Here is a 1153-nt window from a genome sequence, read left to right on the forward strand (position 1 = left end):
GATCTTTAATTCGTGGTGTCGGCTCCTGTCGTTATGGCGAGGCCGGTTGCGGTGAGGCACCCGTCGACCAGGTGCGGCCGGTACTGGATCTTCTTCAGGCCGCGTTTGATGACGCGGATGAGCTGGTGCAGGTCGGCGGCGGCGAGGTTGGCCAGTGCGCCGCGTTTGAGCAGGGACCAGATGCCCTCGGTGGGGTTGAGATCGGGGGCGTAGGCGGGGAGCTGGACGACGGTGAGCCAGTCGGCGTGCTGGGCCGCGAACGACTTCAGCTCGGGGACCAGGTGCACGTTCAGGTTGTCCCAGATCAGCACGATGGGGGCGCCGAGCTGGACGTGGGCGGTCAGGAGCAGATCGCGGTAGTCCATCCAGGAGAAGGCCTTCTTCTCGCCTTTACGGCCTCGGTTGATGTGCAGGCGGTAGATCATCCGGGAGCGCCGACCGGGTTTGTAGCAGGTCAAGGCTGCGATGTTCACCCGTCCACTCCCGCCACCGCGTACGTGCACGATCGGGGTGTGACCACGCCGGCCCCAGGTTCTCGCGCGAGGCGGCCTCAGCCCTTGACCTGCTTCGTCTTCGAAGCAGATCCAGGCACCTTCGGCCGCCGCGGATCTTTTACCTGCGGCCACACCTCCTTCTTCCACACCTCGATCGCGGCCTCGTCCCGCTCGGTCGCCCGGCGTGCAGGGCGCTGGCACGACCAGCCGTTGCGGCGCAGCAGCAGCCACACCCCCGGCACGGTGTAGCCGACGTGGAACAGCCGGCCGATCAGCGTCTTGATCCGCATCAGCGTCCAGCGCTGGTCGGCGAAGCCGTGGGCCAGCGGGCCGCGTTCCAGCTCGGTCTCCAGCCGGGCGAACTGCTGGGGGCTGAGCTTGGGCAGGGAGACAGGTCCCTTGGAGGCCAGGGCGGCTGTTCCGCCGTCGCGCCAGGCGCGCCGCCAGCGTTCCACCGACCGTTCGGTTACGCGCAGCGTGCGGGCGATCTGCGCGTTCTTCTCGTTGCGGGCGAACATCTCGGCCGCTTGCAGCCGTACCCGCTCTCGTCGCTGCTGTTCTTGGGGGGAGAACCCGCCACCTTGGGCGTATCGCACGCCCCCGTCGTACCTGACGGATCAACGCCCGTCAGCTATCCGACAAGACCCATTTAAGTTCAG

The 1153-nt window shown here is 67.2% G+C and carries 2 protein-coding genes; both read right to left on the minus strand.

The features are described from left to right. Positions 1 to 5: 5 nt before the first annotated feature. Positions 6 to 641, minus strand: coding sequence for a transposase (locus AP234_RS00060; protein WP_063842706.1), 636 nt, complete (start codon positions 639 to 641; stop codon positions 6 to 8). After that, a complete protein-coding gene (locus AP234_RS00065; protein ID WP_055477453.1) occupies positions 551 to 1090 on the minus strand; it encodes a winged helix-turn-helix domain-containing protein in 540 nt (179 codons plus the stop codon). Before AP234_RS00065 ends, AP234_RS00060 begins: the two co-directional genes overlap by 91 nt. Positions 1091 to 1153: the final 63 nt, after the last annotated feature.

The sequence above is a fragment of the Sphaerimonospora mesophila genome (assembly GCF_001417795.1).
GTDB classification, from domain to species: Bacteria; Actinomycetota; Actinomycetes; order Streptosporangiales; family Streptosporangiaceae; genus Sphaerimonospora; species Sphaerimonospora mesophila.